Source organism: Candidatus Thiodiazotropha sp. CDECU1 (assembly GCF_963455295.1).
Classification (GTDB): domain Bacteria; phylum Pseudomonadota; class Gammaproteobacteria; order Chromatiales; family Chromatiaceae; genus Thiodiazotropha.
Map to the genome: position 1 here is coordinate 283,206 of NZ_OY734020.1, position 17,767 is coordinate 300,972.

Genomic DNA, 17,767 nt, shown 5'->3' on the forward strand with positions numbered 1-17,767 from the left:
TAGGTTGTTATTGTCAGATATAGCAAATCGATGTATTAATCTTGTGGTTCTCCTTGTCGTTATGACAGGCTACTTGATAACTGAAGTAACTATAAAACTGAACATAATGGCGTGTTAACGACAGCACTCAGTTGATGATGTGTGGTGAAAGGTTACAGGCGTCAATAGGTTAGTGCAGTATATACTTTTGTAGATGATAAGCTTGGGAGAGTTGCTAAAGCTTTCGATTAGATTCTTTTGTTAATAGGGAAAGTGTATTGTCACGCACAAATATGGCATTCTATCGCTATAATCAAAGTACACCAGCTCAACACTTTCTTGATGTGGGCTATGAGTATTTGTAATTGGAATTGTTTCGATGATGGCTGTTAACTCCAAGGTTGGTTCATAGTTAGCTGTTTACGCTTTCAACTATGTCTCTTTATATACTGGATATGGATATCTGGAAGATATCATCGGGTACCAGTTATGTTTGAAGAGAAGTAACTATGCTCAAGTGGTTGACGATAGCCTGTTTTTTTTCGATTTTGTTCAATACTGCTGAGATCAATGCAGATCCACAAAAGAGTGGATTCCGTATTCTCCATGTCATGAGTTACCATGCGTTCTGGAAATGGAATCGTGAACAGTTCCAGGGTTTCAAGTCGGTCTTTGCCGGGCTTGATGTTGAATATAAGGTCGTTGAGCTAGACACTAAGCGAAACAGCAATCCAGTTGAGATTGAGAAAAAAGTCGAGCAGGCAAAGCGCATAATCGATGAGTGGAATCCTCATTTGATCTATGCAAACGATGACAATGCGCAGAAATATCTGATTCAAGATTATGTTGGTAGTGACTATCCGATCGTGTTCAGTGCTGTCAACAGGGATCCGTCCGAATACAATTTCGTGGGTGCTGATAATGTTACAGGTGTCATGGAGTATGAACACATAGTTCCGACTATAAGGCTGCTTCGACAACTGGTACCGGATGTGAAACGAATATCCGTTATAGTGGATGCCGATCCGACATGGAAAGGAGTCATGGGGCGCATGCGCAGCAGTGTTCGGCAAATACCGGATGTCGAAATAACAGATTGGACTTTGGTTCAAACACTCCAGCAGTTTCAAGATAAGGTCATGCAGCTACAGGATAGGGTGGACGCCATCGCAATGTTGGGGGTATTCAATATAAAGGATGAAAATGGAGAGGATGTTGATTACGAGAAGATTCAACGTTGGGTGGTAGAAAACAGTAATTTACCGGATTTCTCATTTTGGCAGACTCGTGTTGAACGTGGAACTTTGTGTGCAGTTGCAGTTTCAGGTTATCAACAAGGATTCATGGCAGGAAAGATGGCTAAAAAAATCCTCCTCGATGGGGTCTCTCCAAGAGAGATTCCAATACAGACTCGTACAGAGGGTGTCCCCATGATTAATCTGATGAGGGCGCGTGAACTAGGGATCAAGCCAAATGTCAATTTACTCCTCTCTATTGACGCAATAACAGACTATACCTGGGAGCACTGATGTTCAGTTCTATCCGGGCAAAGATCCTGTTTCTTTTTATTGTTGGTATGTTCGTTATTGTTTCGGCGGTGATTACTTTCGTGCTCACGGAGGTGAATAAACACTATACCGATTCTTTCTATAAACGTGGGCAAATTGCGGCTGAGGATTTGTCCAGCCGTGCGCGTAGGCTGTTTCAGCTCGGTTTGCTGCTGGATGAATTTCTCGGATTTGAACAGCAGTGTATCGAGATCGTTAAAACCAATCCAGGGATCAGTTACGCAGCCCTTGTCGATAACAACGGTAACATTCTGTATCAAAGTGGTTATCATCCGAGCCAAAACAGTTCACTTGAGAAATCATCGGTTATAAACACGCAATCTGTAACCAAAAAGCGTGGTCTGCAAATAAGGCACCCTTTGAAATTCCCTTCATATAATGAGAACGGAATGGTATTGATAACTGTGGATCAAAACGCTATTGATGTGGAAGTGAATGCATTATTAAATAAAATGCTGGTTGTTGGTGTTGTACTTACTATTGTTGGTACGTTAATAGTGCTCGAATTTCTTCGAAGGAATTTAGGTCTCCCGGTGAATGCGTTACTACAACACATCAAATCAGTTAATCTGGAACAAACGAGAACTCTTCCAGACCAGTTGGAGAAGCGAGATGATGAAATAGGTACTATCGCGAATACATTTGGAAATCTTTTGCAAAAACTTGTAGGCACTCAAAATGCGCTGTTAGCTGCGAATGAGGATCTACGTGGACATACGCATTCCTTGGAAAAAACTGTTAAGGAAAGAACCCGTGAGCTGAGGCACGCAAATGAGGAGTTACAACGTCTGGCACATACGGATACCTTGACAGGTCTGCCCAACCGGCTCTACTTCATGGATTTATTTTATAGTAGTTATGCGCATGCCGTGCGTCATGGACAGAATCTGGCTGTTTATTTGCTGGATTTGAATGGGTTTAAACAAATTAACGACCAATTCGGTCATGCCGCAGGAGACTTGACACTCAAGGTCATTGCGCAGCGGATCAAAAAATCTTTCCGTGAGGATGATACCTTTTCACGCCTGGGTGGTGATGAGTTTGCATTGCTGGTGAAGGAGTACTCTTGTAGTGAAGACCTGATCTATATAGCGGAAAAGGCCTCGGCAATTATCTCAGAGTCTTACGCTTGGGAGGGACGCTGGTTATCGGTGGGGGCAAGTATTGGCATAGCTACACTGAATACGGAGACATTGCCAAGTGCTGATGATTTGCTCGGAGCGGCAGATGCGGCTATGTACGAGGCTAAACGTCAAAGTGCCCCATATAAGTTCGCGATTAAGCCAGCAGTTCAAACCCAGCCTTAGACAGTTCTCTTGGTCTGATAGATGAGTGAATTCAAACAGTTAATCTACTGTTTGTGGTCGCTTAAAGCTTTTTAGTGAATGGCCGATACCAAATCTGACACACTATGCAAGGGATATGAGGGAACACCCATGGGATGGTTTAATAACGACGATAAACTGCGCATCGGACAGCTGGAAGCAGAAAAAGAACAGCTGAAACAGAGAATAGTTGAACTGGAGCAACAACTAGAGGGGCAGGAACAGATCTTGGCCGCGAATCAGTGGCTCGAATCCAGTGAAACTCAACTCAATGACCTGATGGAGTTCGAGAACAAGCGGTTGAAAGCGGGGCTTGGGATCGTGCAGTCCGATCTGGCCGGGTCTGTTGAGTCGGCTAAATTAACCCTCGGTTGTGCTACCAATGTACATTCCTATTTTTCAGGTCTCAGCACCGACATCGCCAAGATTACCGGGTCGCTGGACGATTTGGCTAAACTATCCACCAACGCTGATGGCTCCGTAAAGAGCATGTCATCCCGCGCCACGGAGATCAGCTCAATTCTGGCGCTGATTAAGGGGATTGCGGAGCAGACCAATCTGCTTGCACTGAATGCTGCAATCGAGGCGGCCCGTGCCGGTGAACAGGGGCGGGGTTTCGCGGTTGTGGCTGACGAGGTGCGTGGCTTGGCTGACAAGACCCAATCCGCAATCAGCGAGACCAATGAAGTTATCCAATCGATGCAGCAGAATGTGGAATCTGTTGGTAATGACTCAACCCGCCTGATCGAATATATCAATCAGGTACAGGACGAAGTGCGGGGATTCGAACAGAATCTTAATCGCATCAATGGCGAGGTAAAGGGTTACTTCGGTGACATCTCCGCCACCACGGATAGTGTATTCATGGGGCTGGCGAAGCTGGACCACCTGCTGTGGAAGGTGAACACCTATCTCTCCATCAATCAAGGACGACCGGCATTCGATTTTGTCGATCACCACAACTGTCGGCTCGGTAAGTGGTATGAAGAGGGTGAGGGCAGTGAGTTTTTCTCCTCCTCTGCGGCTTACAAGGATCTTGAACGCCCGCATGAAGTCGTACATGAAACCACCCGTGCGATCTTTGACCTGTTGCAAGGTGAACGGGATTATGACGCCCTCATGCGTAGCCTGAAGGTGATGGAAGAGAACAGCACGCAGGTGTTTAGCAAGCTCGATGAGATCAAACAGAGTGTGGAAGCGGGTAACTGAATCAGTATCTGCATCACTATCTTTTCCGGCTGTAACTATCAGATTATTAAACACGCATAGCACAGGTATGCGAGTTAACCTGAAGTAACATCATTTATTACAAGCAACTGTGATGCCTGTTGCACAGACGAACCTATCAGATTCTTATCTTAACTGATTTGAAGTCAAGCGTGACTAATTGTTTGTTTGAATTCAAAAGTTCTGTTTTGAGTGTTGATCCCCATTTAAAGCCAGAGTTGTGAAGTCCCCAGGGGATTTTACAAAGTGGGATTTTACTCCCATGACTTTTGTGTCTCTATTCACAGAAGCAACCACCTTTAATCCTCACTATTTCACCGTGCATTGCAATTGTAAGGTGCAGTTGAATTTATATGATTGTTCAATTTATTCGCTGTAACAATTAAGCAGTGTCATATGGTTGGTGCCACTTCTTAGTGTTAACAGGCCCTAGGAGATGCACTGGTTCTAATTATTGGAGAAAAAGGATCGAACTAATGAATAAAAGACTCACGTTATTGATGCTGGGTGCATTTATGCTCACCGGGCTCAATGAAGCAAATGCCTGGGGTTATATGGAAACGGATATTGTTCAAGGTTGCACTGGTCTAGGCTATGATCTGTTGTCTGAATATCAGGCCGACAGTTGTATTGCGTGCCACAATGATGATAGTGCGAAGAGTGCCTATAACAGTGGCAACTATGAATTCTTTTGCCCCGCTCCTGTAGTGGCGCCTAGTTGCACCGATGCGGATCAAGATGGCTACTATGTGGAAGGTGATAGCTGCGGAACCCTTGCTGATTTCAACGATAATAGCGGTGAAGCTTATCCTGGCGCCCCAGAAGATTGTACGGATGAAATCGACAACGATGGGGATGGTTTGGCTGATGCGGCTGATCCGGATGCTGTTGGTTGTCCTGTCGCCTGTACAGATATGGATATCGATGGTTTCGCTATAGAAGGTGGTGCCTGTGGTGCCATTGACTGTAATGACAATGATAGCTCCATCAATCCGGGCGCGGCTGAAATCTGTAGTGATGGGGTGGACAACAACTGTAACGGCCTTGTGGATACTGCTGATAGCAATGCTGTGGATTGTCCGCTTGAGTGTACCGACAGTGATGGTGATGGGTACAGTACAGAGGGAGGAAGCTGCGGTGCCATGGATTGTGACGATACCAATGCGGAGATCAATCCTGCTGCGTTGGAGATCTGTGATGATGGTGTCGATAACAACTGTAACGGATCTATCGATAGTAGCGATGCTGTTTGTCAAGATAACAGTGATGATGATGAGCAGAGTGAAGAGCCCTGGTGGCGTACAAAAGGTAAGCGCCATCACTGGCACAAAAAGGATTGCGACGAACATGACCGCAAGCGTAGTAGAGAATCAGATGATGATGACGAGTCGGATGAGGAAGACGATCGTAAATCACGCAAGTCTCGTGACTAAGAAGATTTGGCTTGGTTTACCCGGCCAGCAAGCGTGTTGGCTTTGACTAAAGGGGGCTTCGGCCCCCTTTTTTATGTAGTGCTACTGTCATACGGAGATGCACTGGAGTGCCGTCCAGCAAACAAGCTGCATTATTTTGCTAATATGTGTTGCCGGGTTGAACCATAACAGGCAATCGAATGGTGAAGGTGCTGCCTTCGCCTGGTGAGGAGTCTACGAGTAGCTCGCCGTCGTGTTTGTCCGTAATGATATGATAGGCGATGGCTAAACCTTGACCAGAGCCACGCCCCACATCTTTGGTGGTAAAAAATGGCTCGAATACTCTTTGCTGTACCTCCGGTGTCATGCCGCATCCACTATCCTGCACAACGATCTCTGCCCAGGTTTCAGATCCAATGGTCTGAATACGAATGCGCCCCAGGGCATCACTATCCTGATTTTCAGCCTCAATGGCATCGGCCGCATTGAGAATCAGATGCAATACCACCTGCCCTAGCTCATCTCTTAGGCCGGCTACAACCAATGGCTTGGGCGACGGTTCGACGACCAACTCCGCTACAGATTTCCAGGAGTTGCGAGAGATCTCTATCGTGTCCTCGATCAGCTTGGATATATCCACCGGTTCCGGCACATCCCTGCTCGGCTTGGCGAAATCCTTCATGGCGACAACGATATTGGTGATTCGATCCACACCCTCCGCAGACTCGTTCAGGGCTCGGGGGAGCTCCTCTTTCAGATAGTCGTAGTCTAGCTCCTCCAGGACGGTTTCAAGGTTGTCTAACGACTCCGAACGGGTCTTCCCGTCCTTCAGCTTTGTTACAGTCTCCAGACACGCCCGCATACCACTGAGCACCTCATCAAGGGACTCCTGAATAAAGCTGATGTTGTTTCTCACGTACTGGCTTGGGGTGTTGATCTCATGCGCGATACCTGAGGCGAGCTGGCCGATAGAGGCCATTTTCTCCTGATGCAAAATACTCGCATGGGCCTGTTTCAGCTCCCGGTAGGCCTCCTCCAGTTTCTCATGTGATACCTGCAGTTCTCGGGTTCGCGCCTCCACCTTTGCCTCGAGTTCCTGATTGAGCCTGTATAGCGCCTCCTCTGCCTGCTTTTTTTCGGTGATGTCGGATATCATGCCAAATCCACCGATCGGGTTTCCATCCTCATCGTGGATTCCGGTCGCCGATACCGACACCCACACAGTATCGCCGTTCTTGCGTCGATAGCGGCGTTCATAGGGTGTAGGGGCATTAGAAAATCCGGCTTTGAGTTTCTGCAAAAATCCCGGAATGTCCTCCTCGAACATGAAGTCGGTTACCGGTCGTCCTTCCATCTCGTCGGCTGAGTAGCCCAGAATCTCGGTCATTCGGGCATTTGCATAGGTGGTCTTACCACTGGCGTCAATACTCCAGATACCCTCACTGGCCAGGGTTACGATCCTGCTGTAGGTCTCTTCTCGCTTTTTCAACTCGGTAAATGTGAGCAGGAGCGAGAGCCCATCCCCCAGACGCCGTCCGATGTACTGAAACAGGCGTACCTCGGACGGACTCCAGGTTCGGTTCCGGGAGCACTGATGAATGCCGAACTGCCAGGGTTTGTCCACTTTGGGATAGATTGCCATCGACATGAATGATTTGATGTTGAACTCATCCAGAGATTCAGCCGCAATCGGGTGTTCATTCCCCTCTCCGAAGGTTACAGGCTCTTGATTTTCCAGGAGGATTCTCAAGCTGGCGGCAACATCCTGTAGCATTGGGATCTGTGCTCGGGACGCGTTTGCGCCTGGAAATTCCGGCCGGGTACGTTCCATCGGTACATGCCAGAACTCTGCCTCAGGATCGCAAGGATAGACCAGAAAGGCCCTGTCACATTCGAATATGCCAAGTACGGTGTCGAGCACATTGACCATCATTTGATCCAGGTCACTGGTGCTATGGATGGCCCTGTTGATCCGGTCCATGCTCTCAAAAAAATGTGGGGTTAAGTTGGAATTGTCCAGGGCGGACTCTATTTTTCGATTTTGCGCAGACATTAGGTTTCACCTGGACGATCGTACGCAGTGCCAATACTTGACTGGAATGCTAAGTGGATCCTTCCTCAGAGGTTACACTGCATTAGTGGACAGATATTCAATTATAGATGTTAAAGAGAGAAATCCTTGCCAAATTATGTGAATCGATTTCCTGACTATCCAGAAATAATTTTAGCTATTGATCAATGCCTGGCGCAGCTGACACAAGCCAAAAAAATGCAGTCTTGGTACTGGTTTTAAATCCGAGCATCGCAGGTGGTTTTCATGGGGTCTGGGTCAAAAAGATAGGTGGCGATACTTGGCAGAAGATTGGAAGTTTTTGAAATTCTTAAAAAATATCTTAAGTTCACGAATTGATAGCAACGGTTTAATCTGGTTATAATCCATCATGGTCAGGGTTGTTTTTCATTGCATCCTGATCGGCTCTCAGCAATTTTTTAGAGTATGTTCAGAGGAAAAAATGGCTCACCTGACATGGAAAAAGGACCTCGATACCGGCATTGAGGTCATTGACGGGCAGCATAACAAATTGTCAATTACATCAACCAACTCGATGACGCGAGGGTGACAAAAAACCGTGTAGTCATTGCTAAGGTCATCGACGACACTGTTGATTATACGGTTTCCCACTTCGGCTTTGAGGAGACACTGATCGAGTATGCCGGTTATGAATTCACACGGCCTCACAAGCGGGTACATGAGCTTTTCATAAAACGGGTGAGTGAATACAAGCAGCGATTTGACGATGGTGAAGACATTGCCGATGAACTCCATGGCCTGCTGTCAAGATGGCTTTTTTGCCATATCCAGAATGATGACGCTGCGTATGTGGCCAGCGTGAAAACCTCGCTGGCCAAACTCGAAAAAAACAATAAGAAACAAGGCTTCTTCTCACGTTCACTAAAGAAATTCTTCGGCTGATACTCTTCTCCCGGTTCACTTCGCGCAACTGCTCAATCAACCGATCCAGAGTTGTTCTGCGCATGCTCGATTTACACCTTTAAACTGCTACTCGTAAAGTTGTGAAATGAAATATTGAATCATGACCTGTGCAATATTCACATCACAAACGGATTCGCCCTTTGTAAATTTACCCTGCCGATAGCGATTCGAAAAATCAATTGGCTATGTGAAAGGAAAGACAGAAAACAGATTCTATCTGTGGATGTCGTTGATCACATTAGCAAAGGAGAATGGAAATGAATTTTAAGACAAAATTGCGCTTAACCGTAACGACCCTGGCATTGACTGCCACCACATCACTGTTTGCCCAGCCACCTCACGACCCCGATCTCATCAGTGACGGCAACCGCTGGACCATAACCGCCTATGATGACAGCAGTCCCGTCCACACTCAGTGGGCGACCCAGGGAATATGCTTCTACCCTGATGCTTTTGTCGGGACACACCAGCGCTATGTATGGGTTTCGGACACCTATCCAGACTGGAATGGACGTGCCAGCCAGGAAGGTGATCAGATATTTATGCATGGTGATTTCCAGTGGCCATATGGCGCCAACAAGGATGGTGGTCACGATGGTATGGAGTGGGAGATCGTCACCGAGAGCCGTGCCAATGGAGGTGCTGGGCACTGGAAGGAGTGGATTGAAGACGGAGGCTTCGGCATCACCATCGGTTTTGCCAATGCGACACTGAAACGGGTGGGTAAATGCAAGTATGCAACGGCCGAGGAAGCCATCAAGGCCGGTCATGAGCTGGAACTGCCCAAGGACGAGCAGGGTAATTACCTCTACAGTCCGTTCGGTGTATCCGACGTGCTCAAGTAATCTACGTCGACCTATTGCATGATTATGCTATCGGTAAGCCGCCTTGTGAAAAACAAGGCGGCTTTTGTGTATCTATAGGCATATTTTTTTGATCCTTGCTGGATTGATATCTGTCATTGGCAATGATAGAGACGAACAGGGTAAAATGCGCTTCACGATTGATAGAACCGATTACAATCATGAATCTGCGTGACTTGAAATATCTTATTGCCGTTGCCGAGACCGAACATTTCGGCCATGCGGCCGCCCAGTGCTATATCAGCCAACCTACCCTCAGCGGACAAATCAAGAAGCTTGAGCAGGAGCTTGGTGTCACCATTTTCGAACGAACCAATCGCTCGGTCTCAACCACCCCGATCGGTCTGGAGATCGTCAAGCACGCCAAGCTGATCCTGGAGCAGGCCGACGTGATCAAGCAGCTGGCCCGGGCACAACGAGATCCTTTGGCGGGTGCGCTCCGGGTAGGTGCCATCCCGACTGTCAGTCCCTATCTGATACCGTTGATCCTGATGCCCCTCAAGGAGCAGTATCCGCAGATGCGCCTGATACTCTCCGAAGAGATCACCGATATGCTGACCCAGCGGCTGTTGGATCATCAGATCGATGTGGCTATCCTGGCCACAACCGTAAAGGAGCCAGAGCTGGAGGTTATGCCTCTGTTCGAGGAACCCTTCTGGTTGGCTCACCCCAGAAATCATGAGCTCTACAACAAGGACGAGATCAACCGCCGTGATCTGAGCCGTATCAATCTATTGTTGTTGGCAGATGGACATTGCCTCACCAATCAGGTGATGGATGTGTGCCGGATCAAGGAAGGTGCTATCGATAATGAGATGGCGGATCTGCGGGCCGCCAGTCTGGAGACCCTGCTGCAATTGGTCGGTGCTGGATTTGGCTGTACTCTGGTGCCCGCCTTGGCGGTACAGGGGAGTTGGACAACCGATTCTGGGATTATTGCTCGAAAACTGCAGCTCAAGGATGCCTATCGGCGGGTGCAGTTTGTTTTCAGGAAAACCTTCCCGCGTAAAAAGGCGATCGAGGCCCTGGCAAACGTTATCCGTTCTCAATTGCCGAATACAGTCAGAAAACTCTGAAAACCGACAGGGTAGAGCCGCATTACCAGGAGTGCCACCTATATGACGCGCGTGAATTCCAGCGATAGCACGAACCAATTTTCCGACCTGTTGCAAGTCAACGGTGATGGGAGCGCAACCCTGCTCCCCGGTGTGCATCCGTTGCCCAATCTCTTGTCACTGGAAGCCGATCAGGTTTTGGATGCATTTCGCCAGAGTCAACTGAGAGACTTTACCCGGGTGATCAATGAACTCGAAGCGGATGACAATCCCCTGCACCAGCTGTTTGAGCAGATGCGGGTCATCGCCGACATGGAACCTGGAAACAGGTTCAGTGAATTGGATCTGTTCAAACCCGGGGCGTTGCAGGCGTTGTTCCTTGAACTCCATGAGCATGTCATGTTGCACCCGGTCTGGCATCATCCCTGCTTTGTGCGCATCTTCAGGGGTGAGTTCGATGCAGTACAATTGGCTGGATTCGCAACCAACTATTTCAATCAGGTCAAGAATACCCGCCAGTGTGTCGCCCTGGCTCAGGGACGCTTCTCCGGTTTCATTTCTCTCCCTTATGGCAGTCTCAATGAACGGGTGTCCGAGCTGGCGCAGATTATCTTGGCCCAGCTGTTGGCCGATGAGTATGGGGTAGGTACCCATAGCATCGATAGTTACCCGGATCTGTCGGGTCTGCTCAATTCCACCACCCATATCGTGATGTACCGCCAGCTCTTTGATGGACTGGGCATACCTTTTGAAGGGCAGGATGTACCGATGCTGCACGGGGTGGCGGATAATGTACTAACCCAGCGCCTGTTGGCCGGCCATCCATCGTTTAGCCTGGTGGAGTCCCTGGCCTCCGTAGGCCTGGGCATGGAGTGGGGGGTGCCGGAATTTTTCAGTCTTTTGCTGGGGGGCATGATTCGCTGGGCCTGGCATGAGAATGTGCCATTGACCCAGCGTCACCTGATCGTATTCATCGCCCATGTGCAATACGATGTACTGCATGCCATCTCGGTGATGTTGGCAACCAGCCTGTTTGGCCATGAAGAGCAGACATTGCAGCAGATCAAGCAGGCGACGAATATGCTGATGTCGAGCCGCTATAACATGATGAGCGACATCTATCGCTCGTTGTTCGACGAGCCCTGTAAGGATATCGACGCTATAGGACTTGATCCAAGCTACCATATCAGTGATCGGCGCATTCAGGCGGCATTGCTAACGGCGCGACAGGAAGTGGCGGATAGCACCGTGGTGAGGGCGACAGAATACAAGGCCGATCAAAGCGTTCCGTTTGTTTTCGCAGATACAGTTTAGTGACGTTACCCAGGCCATGATCCGGTGCGGCAAGCCGCACCCTACGGATTGGGGTGATCTGCGTAGATACCGCCGATTGGGAGTCGAGCAATGCAACAACAGATGAGTCAGGCGGCTGAGGCATTCCGCAAGCGCCTGATCGCCACTGCCAAGGGCTCCCGCGGGGCCAAGGATATGTCCCGGGAAGAGGCCTGCGAGGCGTTGACCTTCCTGATGTCCGCCGAGGCGCATCCGGCCCAGGTGGGGGCCTTTCTCACCGCCATGCGTTTCAAAGGGGCGCGGGTTGAGGAGATGAAGGGTTTTCTCGATGCCATGGAGGGGAGTGCTGACTTGATTAAGCCAAAGGCGGAAGGGCTGTTGAATTGCAACGGCCCCTACGATGGACGCAAGAATGCACTCCATCTCAGTCTGGCGGCAGCCATTGTCACCGCCGCGGCAGGGGTGCCGGTGGTGATGCACTCCAGCAGCGGACTACCGCCCAAGGATGGGGTCACCACTGCGCGTCTGTTGGAGGCATTGGGTATCCCCGCCTATCTTGAGCCCCAGCGGGTGTCGAGAAATATCCAAGAGAAGGGTTTCGGTCATCTGCATGCCAGCTGTTATCTGCATGCTGTGGAGAGACTGAAACCGATACGCCAGACGCTCTTCTATCGATCGTTTCTGCACGCCTGCGAGGTCATGCTAAATCCAGCTGACGCGCCCTATTCATTGATAGGTGCCGCCCATAAAAGCTTCCTGGAGCGCTTTGCCAGCACCGCAGGTGAGCGGGGACAGCGGCGGGTAATGGTGGTTCAGGGGCTGGATGGCTGTGATGAATTGCCGATGGAAGCGGTGGCCGTGGCCGATTTCAACCATGGCGAAGTCGCTCAATATATCCTCGATCCTGCCGATTTTGGATTTAAGCATCGCCCTCATCATCCCTGCGAGTCAGTGGATGCGACAGCGCGTAGAGTTGAGGATGCCCTTATGGGAAAGAGCGACCAACATCTCGATGCCATTCTCTACAATGCGGGAGTCAGGCTCTATCTTGGCAATAAGACGGATGATATTGGTGCAGGCGTGGCCTTGGCGGTGAAACTGTTCGAGTCGGGGCGGGTAGCTGAGAAACTGCTTGAGTTGCAACACTAATCAGCGCTGTTTTTCAACCTGTGCAATGAGACGACGACCAACGCTGAGTGGCGCTTTTTCAGGCACAACAGAGTGCATTGGATTAGTGTTAACAGGCCATAAAAAAGGAAGCAACGATGAAACCATTTCAATTGGTTATAGGCTGCCTGCTTGTCGTGCTGGCCAGCGGTTCAGTCAATGCGGAGGCCATCTATAAATGGCGGGATAAGAACGGGAAGATTCATTTTGGTGATCGGCCACCCGCAACCGAAGAGTCTGAAGCCGTCACTGTCAAACCCAATCTCTATCAGGCACCTGAATATGAATCTACAATCGGCTCAGTTCGACAAAAGGTGGTCATGTACAGCACTAAAAGGTGTGGTTACTGTAAAAAGGCCCGTCGATATTTCAAACGTAACGCTATCCCCTATGTGGAATATGATGTGGAGACGAGTCAAAAAGGCAGGCGTGACTATAAAAAACTGGGGGGTAGGGGGGTGCCGATCATCCTCGTGGGCAAACAACGGCTGAATGGCTTTTCCGAGGCCAGTTTTCGGGAGGTCTACACAAGATAGATCGATTGATCGACTGTGCGTATCGGAGCACGCTCATCAGACGGCGATAAAGATATCCTAACCACTACCGAAAACAGTGAATAGGAATCAAAGGAATTTATGTCTAGCATGCCGTCACCTTCCCAGGCAGTAATACAGCAATGGTTGATGCAACTGTGTCGTTTGATCAGTGGTATTCAGTCGGCTGTTGTCGTTGCTAAAAACGCTGAGGACAACGCCTGGCGCAGCCTGGCGTGCTGGCCGGAGCATGAGGAGCCGGAAAAAGATCTGTTGAAGCTTGCCCGGAAGGCGATTGAGACCCGCAGGCGGTTGATCGTTTCCATTGGCAAGCATAGTGTTTCCGGTGCCGATCTGGTTGCCGTACCCCTGGTCTCCGGGAGTGAGGCAAAGGGTGCTGTCGCCCTGTGTATGAGCGCCCGGGAGGCGCAAAAACAGAAGGCGGCGATGCAGGCGCTACAGTGGAGCCTGCGTTGGTTGCAGCTGTTGCAGAAACAGGCCGCCGACACTCATCCATTGGGTGGGGAATGGGTTGAGCGCTTAACAGCCGGATCCCTATCCCCAGCGTCGATAGTGGGACTCTTCGCCAAGCAGTTCCGTTGCGACAGGGTCACTCTTGCCTTTGGTAATAGACGCCGTCTCGAGATCGTGGCGACAGCTCCACCCATCAAGATCGAACGCGAAACCGGGTTGCTGCGCGCCATCAAGGAGGCGATGTTCGAAGCCCTCGATCAACGGAAAATGTTGGCCTATCCAGCCTTGGAGTCATCCGCTGATCTGCTGCTGCGAAACCAACAATTTCTAGCCGAGGCGGTGGGGCAGGCAACACTCTGCACGATACCGTTGACTGCGGCGGATAGTGCAGTAGGTGCGCTGTTGCTGGAACGTCATCGGCAACAGCCGTTCACGCAACAGGAGCAGAGGCACTGTCAGCAGGCGGCTGGATTACTCGGTCTGTTGCTGCAGCAGCGGCAATATTGTGAGCGGTCTCTGTTTCGCTTGATGGGGGAGCGATTACGCAAGCGATTGGAGTCCTGGCTGGGTCCGCAGGGCCTGTGGCTGAAATTGGGTCTGCCGGGTCTGGCCTTGATTCTCTTGATGTCGGCATTGATCGAGGGAGACTACCATATCGAAGCGCGGGCAAACCTGGAGGGGCGGATACAGCGCGTTATAACCGCGCCGTTCGACGGTTATCTACATGAGGCCTCCGCCAAGGCGGGCGATGTCGTGGCGGAGGGGACCTTGCTGTGTCAGTTGGATGACAAGGAGCTGCAGCTGGAGCAGGCGAAGTGGCAAACCGAACTGGCAAAGCTGCAGCATGAGCAGCGCGAGGCGTTGGCGACCCATGAGCGGAGCAAGATTGCGGTGCTGCAGGCGAAAACGGATCAGGCCCAGGCGGAGCTTGATCGGGTGGAAATGAAACTTGCGATGAGTCGTATCAAGGCGCCTTTGCATGGCGTCATTGTCAGCGGAGATCTCAGTCAGTCCCTCGGTGTCCCCCTGAAGCGGGGTGAGGAGTTATTCAAGATCGCACCCCTCGAAAGCTACCGCGTCATCCTGCAGGTGGATGAGTTGGATATCGGTGCCGTGGATGTCGGTCAGTCGGGTAATTTGCGTCTTGCCGGTTATCCCCATCTGGTACACCCATTTCATGTGAAGCGTATCCTGCCGCTTTCGACAGCCGCTGAGGGGAGTTATCTGTTCACCTTGGAAGCGGAACTGCAGAAGGTGAGCGAACAGCTGAGACCGGGGCTTCAGGGTGTGGCGAAAATCGATGCGGGCAAGCGTAGCCTGCTGTGGCTTGCCGGTCACCGTTTGAGCGATTGGCTGCGATTGCAGCTTTGGCGCTGGTGGGGTTGATGGAGAGCCTGTGGCAGAGGATTGCCGGGGCCCGCCCCCGTCTCAATCCGCAGATCGTGATCCGCCGGCAGCTCTACCGGAACGAGCTCTGGTATCTGCTGCAGGATCCGATCAGCGAGCGCCATTTCCGTCTCACACCAGGGGCTTATCAACTGATAAGCCGGTTTGACGGCGAGCAGACCCTCGAGGCGATCTGGAAACATGCCCAACAACATATGCGGCAGCCGCCTGAGCTGGAGGGCTTCATCCGTTTACTGATGCAGCTTAAGGGGGGTGGAGCCCTTATGGAGAGCGCGGAGAGTGATGGGTTGAAGCTACTCGAACGCCGTAAACAGCCGCGCCAATGGCTGCGACAGCTGCGCAACCCACTCTCACTACGGATCCCCTTGTGGGACCCCGACAATGTGCTGAACCGAGTGATGCCGATGGTGCGGCCATTGTTCAGTCGATTCGGTATGGGTTTGTGGCTGTTGACAGTACTGAGTGGGCTGCTTCAGGCGGCGCTGCATTGGCAGTCGATCGCCGGAAACGTCACCAGTCAATTGCTCTCAGCGGACAATCTGCTGTTGATGGGGATTGTCTATCTGCTGATGAAGCTGTTCCACGAGGCGGCTCACGGGTTTGCCACCAAGCACTGGGGGGGAGAAGTGCATCAGGTGGGGGTGCTGCTGCTTGCCCTCATCCCCATGCCCTTCGTGGATGCCTCCGCTGCCAACGGGTTCAGTGAGCGGCGGGCGCGGATTGCGGTCGGCGCCGCGGGAATCATGGCGGAACTTTTTCTAGCCAGCCTGGGGCTTTGGTTGTGGTTGGCCACCGGGCCCGGCTGGGTCAATGCGGCTGCCTACAACATGATGCTGATCGGTGGACTGTCGACGCTGCTTGTAAACGGCAATCCACTACTCAGATTCGATGGTTACTATGTATTTGCCGACCTGATCGATATCCCCAACCTCAGTAGCCGCGCCAATCGCTATCTCGGTTATCTGTTGCAGCACTATCTGTTCGCTGTGGAAGATGCGGATTCACCGGCACAGAGTGACTGGGAGCGTGGATGGTTCATCTCCTACGGCATAACTGCTTTCCTCTATCGGCTCTTCATCCTTATCACGATCATGCTGTTCGTGGCGGAGCGCTATCCGCTGGTGGGTCAGGGAATCGCGCTTTGGGCGCTGGTCGGGATGGTAATAGTGCCACTGGCCAGGCAGCTTAAATTCCTCTTCACCAGCCAAAGGCTTGCCGAGCGGCGAAAACGGGCTGTGCTGAGTAGCGCATCGATCATCGGGTTGCTTTCAATCATGTTGTTTATCATCCCCGCCCCTTATGCCACCCATGCAGAGGGTGTCGTACTCCCGCCGGACGGCTCGGAAGTACGTGCAGGGACGCAAGGAGAGGTCATTGAATTACTGGCGTTGCCAGACAGTTACGTCATAGCCGATCAATCCCTGGTGGCACTTGAAGATCCATTTCTCGAGACCGATTTGAAACGCCTGGCCGGTCGTCTCCGCGAGCTCCAGGCTGAGTATGAGGCCCTGGTCAGCGACCGGGAAACGGTAAGGGCGGAGATGGTGTCGGACGAGATGGGACTGGTTGAGGCAGAGCTTGCCCAAAAGCAGACACTGGCAGCAGGTCTCACACTCCGCAGCCCTGCTGCAGGTACCTTTCTGGTTCAGCAGCCTGGAGACCTGCCCGGCCTGTTTCTCCATCAGGGTGATCTCATCGGTTATGTGTTCGATAACCGTCAGGCAGAGCTCAGGGTGGCTGTTTCGCAGGAGGCTGTGGGTCTGGTGCGTCACGCCACTGAGACGATCGAGGCGCGTTACGCCAACAGGCCTGGTGAGTTAGTGCCGGTTAAGCGGGTCAGGGAGATCCCCGAATCCCGGCAGCGTCTACCCAGCCCCGCGCTGGGCAGCCTCGGGGGCGGTGAATTCACCCTACACCCAGAGGATAGGGACGGCACGCGTCCCCTGGAGGCGGTGTTTGAAATGCGACTGCAGCTCGAACAGCCGGTTACACGCTTGGGTGAGCGCATCATTGTCCGCTTCGAACATCGACCGCGGCCTTTGGGATGGCAATGGTATCGATCGTTGCGCCAGCTGTTTCTCAAACGATTCAATCTTTGAGCTGCGGTGCCTAGTCACAATGCTGCGGATCAACAGCAGCCTGTGCCTCCCATTGTCATCTACCCACAAATCACGACATGCATGCCAAATATCCCGTTATCACGATAGCGCATCTGGATGGATTAGGAATATCGATCACAAAGTGTTAAATCTGAAGGGAATATCACGTTTTTCTTATTAAGAAATCGCGCTCAAGGCCGAGTATATGCTTACTGAATATTTCTTGGAATGGGAATAAGAATCACTTGAAAAAACCATTCTGAAGCTTTTTACGGCAGCGTTGGCTACAGAGAGTAAGAGAAAAACGACATGCGAAAAATTCATCTTCTTTTAGGGGTGCTTTCGTGCCTTTTTTCTTCTTCGATGATTG

General features: G+C 51.0%; 13 protein-coding genes and 1 pseudogene. 13 read left to right on the top strand and 1 reads right to left on the bottom strand.

Annotated elements, in window-relative coordinates:
* Positions 1-488 precede the first annotated feature (488 nt).
* From R2K28_RS01275 to R2K28_RS01290, 5 genes and pseudogenes are all read left to right on the top strand, one after another.
* On the top strand, positions 489-1,508 hold the full coding sequence (locus R2K28_RS01275) for an ABC transporter substrate-binding protein (RefSeq protein WP_316367624.1): 1,020 nt from the start codon (positions 489-491) through the stop codon (positions 1,506-1,508).
* Positions 1,508-2,854, top strand: coding sequence for a diguanylate cyclase domain-containing protein (locus R2K28_RS01280; protein ID WP_316367625.1), 1,347 nt, complete (start codon positions 1,508-1,510; stop codon positions 2,852-2,854). Before R2K28_RS01275 ends, R2K28_RS01280 begins: the two co-directional genes overlap by 1 nt.
* A 453-nt stretch (positions 2,855-3,307) precedes the next feature.
* Positions 3,308-3,673, top strand: a pseudogene (locus R2K28_RS20380) (methyl-accepting chemotaxis protein); the annotation flags it as partial.
* A 63-nt stretch (positions 3,674-3,736) separates the two neighbouring features.
* A complete protein-coding gene (locus R2K28_RS20385) occupies positions 3,737-4,081 on the top strand; it encodes a CZB domain-containing protein (protein ID WP_442871457.1) in 345 nt (114 codons plus the stop codon).
* Between the two features lie 494 nt (positions 4,082-4,575).
* Positions 4,576-5,532, top strand: a complete 957-nt coding sequence (locus tag R2K28_RS01290) for a putative metal-binding motif-containing protein (RefSeq protein ID WP_316367627.1) — start codon at positions 4,576-4,578, stop codon at positions 5,530-5,532.
* Between the two features lie 139 nt (positions 5,533-5,671).
* On the opposite strand, the gene R2K28_RS01295 is transcribed toward R2K28_RS01290, so the two are convergent.
* On the bottom strand, positions 5,672-7,564 hold the full coding sequence (locus R2K28_RS01295) for a PAS domain S-box protein (RefSeq protein ID WP_316367628.1): 1,893 nt from the start codon (positions 7,562-7,564) through the stop codon (positions 5,672-5,674).
* A gap of 564 nt (positions 7,565-8,128) precedes the next feature.
* On the opposite strand from R2K28_RS01295, the gene R2K28_RS01300 reads away from it, so the two are divergent.
* The 8 genes from R2K28_RS01300 (at position 8,129) to R2K28_RS01335 (ending at position 17,397) form a co-directional block, all read left to right on the top strand.
* Positions 8,129-8,485 (top strand): bacteriohemerythrin, encoded by a 357-nt coding sequence (locus tag R2K28_RS01300; RefSeq protein WP_316367629.1) that lies wholly within the window; start codon positions 8,129-8,131, stop codon positions 8,483-8,485.
* Between the two features lie 278 nt (positions 8,486-8,763).
* Complete coding sequence (locus tag R2K28_RS01305) at positions 8,764-9,351, top strand: hypothetical protein (RefSeq protein WP_316367630.1); 588 nt, start codon at positions 8,764-8,766, stop codon at positions 9,349-9,351.
* A gap of 179 nt (positions 9,352-9,530) precedes the next feature.
* Positions 9,531-10,445: a LysR substrate-binding domain-containing protein gene (locus R2K28_RS01310; RefSeq protein ID WP_316367631.1), complete on the top strand. Its 915-nt coding sequence runs from the start codon at positions 9,531-9,533 to the stop codon at positions 10,443-10,445.
* Between the two features lie 42 nt (positions 10,446-10,487).
* Positions 10,488-11,738, top strand: a complete 1,251-nt coding sequence (locus R2K28_RS01315; RefSeq protein WP_316367632.1) for a hypothetical protein — start codon at positions 10,488-10,490, stop codon at positions 11,736-11,738.
* A gap of 90 nt (positions 11,739-11,828) precedes the next feature.
* Positions 11,829-12,866, top strand: a complete 1,038-nt coding sequence (trpD, locus tag R2K28_RS01320) for an anthranilate phosphoribosyltransferase (protein ID WP_316367633.1) — start codon at positions 11,829-11,831, stop codon at positions 12,864-12,866.
* A 116-nt stretch (positions 12,867-12,982) separates the two neighbouring features.
* Positions 12,983-13,420, top strand: a complete 438-nt coding sequence (locus R2K28_RS01325; RefSeq protein ID WP_316367634.1) for a glutaredoxin family protein — start codon at positions 12,983-12,985, stop codon at positions 13,418-13,420.
* 147 nt (positions 13,421-13,567) lie between these two features.
* Positions 13,568-15,277, top strand: coding sequence for an efflux RND transporter periplasmic adaptor subunit (locus R2K28_RS01330; protein ID WP_316367635.1), 1,710 nt, complete (start codon positions 13,568-13,570; stop codon positions 15,275-15,277).
* Positions 15,214-17,397, top strand: a complete 2,184-nt coding sequence (locus R2K28_RS01335; protein ID WP_316367636.1) for a hypothetical protein — start codon at positions 15,214-15,216, stop codon at positions 17,395-17,397. Before R2K28_RS01330 ends, R2K28_RS01335 begins: the two co-directional genes overlap by 64 nt.
* Positions 17,398-17,767 lie beyond the last annotated feature (370 nt).